Annotated in this window: 6 protein-coding genes; 3 read left to right on the top strand and 3 right to left on the bottom strand. The window is 52.4% G+C overall.

The annotated features are described in order from the left end of the window. Window positions 1–413 precede the first annotated feature (413 nt). Entirely contained in the window at window positions 414–1,499 is a 1,086-nt protein-coding gene (locus ACUHMQ_RS19890) for a hypothetical protein (RefSeq protein ID WP_445297196.1), read from the top strand. A gap of 273 nt (window positions 1,500–1,772) precedes the next feature. After that, on the top strand, window positions 1,773–2,804 hold the full coding sequence (locus ACUHMQ_RS19885) for a Glu/Leu/Phe/Val family dehydrogenase (RefSeq protein WP_445297195.1): 1,032 nt from the start codon (window positions 1,773–1,775) through the stop codon (window positions 2,802–2,804). Between the two features lie 202 nt (window positions 2,805–3,006). Here the strand turns inward: ACUHMQ_RS19885 and ACUHMQ_RS19880 are convergent, their stop codons facing one another. Continuing rightward, window positions 3,007–3,348 (bottom strand): hypothetical protein, encoded by a 342-nt coding sequence (locus ACUHMQ_RS19880; protein WP_445297194.1) that lies wholly within the window; start codon window positions 3,346–3,348, stop codon window positions 3,007–3,009. A 300-nt stretch (window positions 3,349–3,648) separates the two neighbouring features. On the opposite strand from ACUHMQ_RS19880, the gene ACUHMQ_RS19875 reads away from it, so the two are divergent. Next, a complete protein-coding gene (locus tag ACUHMQ_RS19875) occupies window positions 3,649–4,299 on the top strand; it encodes an HAD family hydrolase (protein ID WP_445297193.1) in 651 nt (216 codons plus the stop codon). Window positions 4,300–4,426: 127 nt separating this feature from the next. Here ACUHMQ_RS19875 and ACUHMQ_RS19870 read toward each other — a convergent pair whose 3' ends face one another. Beyond that, window positions 4,427–4,849, bottom strand: coding sequence for a tetratricopeptide repeat protein (locus tag ACUHMQ_RS19870; RefSeq protein WP_445297192.1), 423 nt, complete (start codon window positions 4,847–4,849; stop codon window positions 4,427–4,429). A 118-nt stretch (window positions 4,850–4,967) separates the two neighbouring features. Next, window positions 4,968–5,877, bottom strand: a 910-nt coding sequence (locus tag ACUHMQ_RS19865; RefSeq protein WP_445297191.1) for an SGNH hydrolase domain-containing protein, incomplete at its 5' end; no start/stop codon positions are given.

Raw genomic sequence — 5,877 nt, 5'->3', positions numbered from 1 at the left:
TCCGTTGCCGAACTGAGCTAGGAGCTCGGCGGGAATTGCCGGCAATTCCACCGGCTTGGCTTTCGGTTTGCGAGGCATACATTCTCCTTGGGAGCATGATATGCCTTGAACACGAAATTACTGACAGGCCCCTGCGGAGACTTTGAACAGGTTCTTAGGGAAATACATTCTTGGCGTACTCGTCATCTATCGTAACAATGACGGCGATTATTACCATCAGATGCCTTGCTGCACCTCCTCGATCCAGACTCATAAGTCGTTCAAAGGAATACCGCTCTACCAGGACGTTTGAATCCGAAATACTGCTGCATACTTATTCCAGCTCCTATATTTTCCCTTACCGCATTGACGACTGTTCACGATGATTGTGAATCAACTTCTCTGCTTTTTTGAGGGAAGCAAGCCATCGGGTAGTGACAGACACTTTACGTATACAAATAGAGATACATCTTTCAGGAAATATTGCCATGCCAATCCAGCACCTCACATCAACGATCGCTGCACTTTCAGAAGGCTGGTTTCTAGGGCCTTCACTCGGCCCCAAATATGGTGAACGCTTAGCCAGTTTGTTCAACAGCCGCCCAGACAAACAGAACATTGATGACGCACTCGCACTGGGCAGCTATCCGGTACATTCAGAAACAAACAAACAGTCGCGGCATGCTCTGCGTGCGGTACTGCTCGCCAACTTCCTGATCAAAAATCAGCCCGTCGCTATTGCCAGCCAATTGCGTGAGCAATACAAGTCGTTACCACTGGACTCCCTCAAGCAACGTTTTATAAATCTTTTCCCTGCATTCCTCGACAACGGCAACCGCAATGCCTGGGGCCCGCACAACTTCACGAACATAGCAATGCTAAATGAGTTCAGGCAGCCAACAGACTGGAGAGCAAGGGCAATTCCACCTTACAAGCTGATGGTTCATACACTCAAACACCCATCGACAGTGTTGAATGCACCTGTGTCAACCTTATCGGGGTGGACAGCCATAAGCATGAGCGTACTCAGCAGCACCAAACCCATCGCCTACTCCAACCATGGAGTAATACTGGGCGTACCACAGAACAATATTCTGTCCACATCACCTACAGACCAGTGGTTCGACAACTATGCCGGGACTAGCCAAAGTACGAAAGCACCTGGTCAATCGATGGCACAACACATTGCCGAAAAAAGCATCATGCTCGGTGGGATGCTGACGCCCGATGAAGTCATTCTGAAGCAGAATACCCCTGCGGCGTTTCAACACTTCGCAGGGGCAGCCCTTACCAGACACAATGAAATTGTTGTCTGTGGGGTTGCCGGTCAGCCATTGCCGCACGGCATGACAGGCGTACTGCAACTACTAGGTGTATTTATTCAAACCAACATGGACGGCACTTTGCCTCCAATATATTTCCGCTCCCAAGGTAAATCCCAGGATATTGAGAGGGCCGCGTCCGCATGCGCCCGGCAGTATCAAGTTCCACTGCTTTATCTTCCTACCCATGAGATTTGATGCTTCGCGGTTTACTGAAGTTTGCGCACTCAAACCAAACTCTAGGTCAGTTCTAGGCCTCGCTTGCGACAGATAATTACCCAGGTTCATAAAGCAACTAGCAACAACGGCTTACCCGCATTACGATGCTGCCCCAACCAGCGACACAATCACTGGCCAAGTGGCATCGCTACTCACCGGTGGCGATGCTTAGTCGAGAATCGATTTTCTGCGGAATGCGACCCTGCCTCATGTCGTAGTAAGCGGCGCAAAACCCGCGCGGAGCCACAAGCCATGACCGCTTTCGTTTTCAGTGAACCCAATTTTGACAACCACGAACAGGTAGTTTTCGTCTCCGAGCCGAAGTCGGGCTTGAAAGCCATTATTGCCGTACACAACACCAATCTGGGTCCAGCAATGGGTGGTTGCCGGATGTGGCAATATGCCAATGAAGCCGAAGCCATTACAGATGTGCTGCGCCTGTCCCGCGGAATGACCTACAAGAATGCCGTAGCGGGTCTGCCTATCGGTGGCGGGAAAAGTGTCATTATCGGTAACCCAAAGACCGATAAGACACCTGCTTTGTTCGATGCATTAGGCGAAGCACTGGAACGATTGGGTGGCCGCTATGTGACCGCTGAAGATGTCGGCACTAGCCCCGCCGATATGGCCCATGTAGCGGAAAAAACCAGCTACGTTGCTGGCCTTGGCGCAAGTGGCGATCCATCCCCGTTTACCGCATTAGGATGCTTTGTTGGTGCGCAAGCCGCAGTAAAACACCACCTCAAACGTGACTCCCTGGAAGGGCTGATCGTCGCCCTGCAAGGGCTTGGGCACGTCGGTTACGACTATGCCCGCCGGTTACATGCAGCTGGTGCCAAGCTCATAGTCGCCGATATCGATAAGACTTTACTGGAAAGCGCACGCACCGAATTCCACGCCGAGGTTGTACCGGCCGACAGCATTTACGACGTCCAAGCCGATATCTACGCGCCGTGCGCCCTCGGCGCCACCCTGAACCCCAATACCTTGAGCCGGATGAAAGCGAAGATCATCGCTGGCGCTGCAAACAACCAGTTGGCAACCGCCGAAATTGGCCAGGTCCTGCGTGACAAAGGTGTGCTATACGCACCGGACTTTGTGATCAACGCAGGGGGAATCATCAAGGTTTGCTACGAATATCTGAATAAGCCGGAAAGCGAGGTAGAAAACCATGTCCGCAAAATCGGTGAAACATTGACAGAAGTATTCGAGCGGGCTGACCGTGAAAATCTACCCACGAGCGTGGTAGCTGATAGGGTGGCGGAGGGACGCTTCAAACGCTAAGACTACACAATGTCTGCTGTGCTTCAGCAATACGGCGTTAAAAACACCCTCGGAATGCTCATTTACCACGAGTAAACTCCGCTTCCTCGGGTGTTTCCGCCTTGTCTTGCTATAGCTCGCGAGACCTCGAACAAGTTCTAATAGCCTGTTCGAACCTTATTAAAGTTAAAAGCCCCGTTCCATACAGGGGCTTTTTCTACACTTAAGGTTCTTTGTGTCCAGCACCCGGCCCATCCTTTTTACCAGGATCACGAGGCGGTGGCCCATCCGGTACCATCACAAGCTTTGCCGGCATCAGCTTGCAACGCCCCTCAACTACATCCCCGCGTCGGGAAACGAAACTAACCCTATCACCTTCCTGCTTACCTTCGCATACGGTAAAGACTTCCGGCGGCAGTGGTGGTGGACGTTTTGTGTGTTCCCGCTCATCATGATGGTCATGCTCCCCCGACGCCTCGGGTGGCGAAGGAGGTTGTGGTGGTTGAGGGGGCACAGGAGTGGCTGCCAATCCTGACAAACTGACACCCATTGTTAGACAAAACATACAGAGAAGAACCCGATAGCGCATAACAAGCTCCTTTACAGTGCGTGTACCCGAGAGTGATCCAACGTAAAGCCTTCTCATAACTGTGGCGCAATATGAGGCAATATGCACCACCTTCTACAAACAACGACCAATGCATATTTATCGGAGACTCTTGATATCAGTTGCTTGCTTATGCACAGGCTCAATCAACTAGACTATGCAACTTTCCTGCACGCCTAAGCTGTAATCCGCCACATGTAGTTGTCGGCAAAAGAACTACCAATAACAATGCCGCCAAACCGCAAAGAGGCAGGGCCCATGGACTTCCCCTTCAAAGCCGTTCTATTCGATATGGACGGCACCATTACTGACACCACCCGACTACACGATGCCGCATGGGATGACTTTGCTCGTGCTCACACAGGCCAAGGCGTAAACCCGGGTGATCCACGTCTGGTACCCGGGCGAACCATCGATGTTGTGCGCGCAATCCTGGGCCGGCCAGTGCAAGGGGAGGAAGCGCGGAAGCTGCATGATGACAAGGAACAGCGCTTTCACACACTGGCGCGAGGCAAACTCACTACTGTGCCCGGCTTTGCCCGCTACCGGCGCTGGCTGCGTATGCGACGCATACCCGTTGCACTGGTCACCAATGCACCACGCATCAATATCGACTTCACGCTATACGAGTTGCAACTGGAGTATGACTTTGACCTGATCCTGGGCGCGGAAGACACCGAGCGGGGTAAACCCTACCCAGACCCTTTCCTGGAAGCTTGCAAACGGCTAAAGGTTGCTCCACAAGACACACTCGTACACGAGGATTCAGCACTTGGCATTGCCGCAGGCGTTGCAGCGGGTTGCAAAGTGGCCGCCATTCTTACCGGTATCAGCCCCGCGGCAGCACGTTCAGCCGGCGCGCGGTGGTCTACCGACAACTTCGAACAGTGGCTGGCCCAGATCAACTAAGAGCCACTAACAAACCCTTCTGGCGTTGTTGCGCAAGCTTGCCGTACCCACATACTGTCTACGCTTGCACGCCTAGCTAGAATCGCTTCGCTGGGTTTTGTTAGCAACTCTAAACCGGCCAATGGAATCAACCCGCCGGACGCACCACCAAGCTGCGGTATTTCGCGTCTTCATCCTCGAAGACTTCCTCGCCGCCTGTTGCAAATGCCAAGCTTAAAGCCACCGTTGCTGCATCCAACCGACCCAGTTCAAATTCAGACTGACCCAACCGAAGCTGTACGAAGGGGTTGATAGCGCCTTCCGGGCAGTTCACCGCAATGGCCAATGCTTGCTGCGCACGCACCATGTCGCCCATCAGGAAACACGCATCACCTATCGCCGCCAATACCCAAGTACTGGCTTCCCATCGCTCCAGATCCGACGGCAGAAGCGCCCGAGCCTCTTCATACTTGGCCAGAGCAGATTCAAAATTCCCCTTGTCGAATGACTTGTCCCCTTCCTCCAACAAGGCCTGAATCGGTTCATGCAAGATAGCGGGCAGGGCAGTCATAAGTTCTTTCAAGAGATCGCTGGCGAGGAACACCGGTAAGCACAGCATTTTCACCTAAACGGCGGGAAGGTGAAACGTCTACTCACACCAACCCGAAGTGTAAATACTAAGACACCACCTAGTTTGCTCTAGCGAAGGAATGGTCGACTACCGACTTAAGCAGGTGTGTCGCCACATAGTTGGAACCAGCAGGAGACAAATGTCCATAATCAACTGCCATCAACCCATCATTCTTAGGTAGCCTCGCCAAACAACCATCAGCACGACACAAACCATCTACTGCCGATATGTACTCCAGCTCAGCACTATTTTGATACCGTTCCTTAAGAAGTTTGTCAGTCGAAAATACAACCGGAGCGAGCCCATACTCTGCATAAGGCCGAGAGTCATCCCAATAGTGCTTGGCGATAACAACCGGCAAAGAAGGACGCCAACGAGGTACTGGTCCAAACAAAACGACTTTTTTTACTCCAAGTGCATGCAAGCGCTTAGCAATGACCAACCAGTCAGTTTGCTCATGGTCAATTTCTTGTGCGATGACAACAACAGCAGGTCGCAGCCGACTAACTGCAGCTAAGGCATATTTATTGGACTTGTCGCAGTTGTTATCGATTTTCTTTTTATGACGCTGCCCGTCCAAGCTCGGACGACATCCCGATGTCGTCACTTGGGCAAATCGGCCTTCTACAGATCTTATACTCCGAAGACCTAGCGATAGTGCCTGGGCATGTGAATCCCCCCATAATAACAATCCACCAACCGCGCCAGATGGTGTACAGCTTGCAGCGATCTTCTCACGCCCCGCACGACCATCGTAAAAATCGCACTCCATGCGATAGGCACTCGTCAAACCACTTCGATGCAAGTCAGCATAGTGTTGTACGAAGAGTGCCTTTTCATCGTAAACCCCCGGCGAGCAGCATCTATCCACGGCAGGCGCTTCGGGTTTATGGCGTGCGCCGTGCTTCGATGAAACGATGGAGCAGTTCGTAGGCCACGCGCCACTGATGCCCATCAACCTGCAGCGT

This window comes from Chitinimonas violaceus, from assembly GCF_052601015.1.
The sequence above is the reverse complement of the archived record's forward strand: the minus strand, read 5'-3'. Positions and strand labels throughout refer to the sequence as shown.